The sequence below is a fragment of the Haloferax sp. Atlit-10N genome (genome assembly GCF_003586325.1).
Classification (GTDB): domain Archaea; phylum Halobacteriota; class Halobacteria; order Halobacteriales; family Haloferacaceae; genus Haloferax; species Haloferax prahovense.
Genome location: NZ_PSYX01000106.1, coordinates 1 through 545, shown reverse-complemented (window position 1 = coordinate 545; position 545 = coordinate 1). Strand labels below are relative to the sequence as shown.

Below are 545 nucleotides of genomic sequence, written 5' to 3'. Positions count from 1 at the left end.
CCGATGTCGGCGCGCTTTGCGTCTAGGAGAACCGGGACGTCCTTGCCCTTCGCGTAGGCGATCGTCTCGCGGAGCGCGCGCCAGCCGTCCGCGCTCTAGTAGAACGCCGCGTTCGGCTTGTAACAGGCGGCGTACTCGTGCGTCTCGTCGATGATGCGACGGTTGAACGCCCACTGTGGGAGGTCCTTCTCGAGGAGATGGTCGGGGAGTCGCGAACGGTCGGCGTCGAGACCGACGGAAACGACGCTGTCGACCCGCTCGATGCGGTCTGCGAGTCGCTCGAAGAACGGCGCGGTCATATCTGATGCTGTCTTGCGGGGGACGAGTAGGTTTCCCTTCGGGTGCGGCCTGTCGTCAGCGGAGGCGGGCGAGCGATACGGCGAATCCGTAGGATGGAGTCACGGGTGAACCCGACCCCTTCTCCGGGATCGGTGAATCGGAAACCGTTAGGGAGCCCCCGCGGAATGAGCGCGTATGACTGACGCCGCTGACCTCGCCGCGCGGGTCCGCGAGGGGGAGCTTCGACTCCACGAACTGGACGAGTA

1 protein-coding gene and 1 pseudogene are annotated in these 545 nt (G+C 65.5%); both read right to left on the bottom strand.

Going from position 1 to position 545, the window contains the following annotated elements:
• A pseudogene (locus tag C5B91_RS21395) lies at positions 1 to 299 on the bottom strand (orotidine 5'-phosphate decarboxylase / HUMPS family protein); the annotation flags it as partial.
• Positions 300 to 354: 55 nt separating this feature from the next.
• Positions 355 to 545: hypothetical protein (locus C5B91_RS22870; protein ID WP_233547877.1), on the bottom strand; the 191-nt coding region annotated here is incomplete at its 5' end.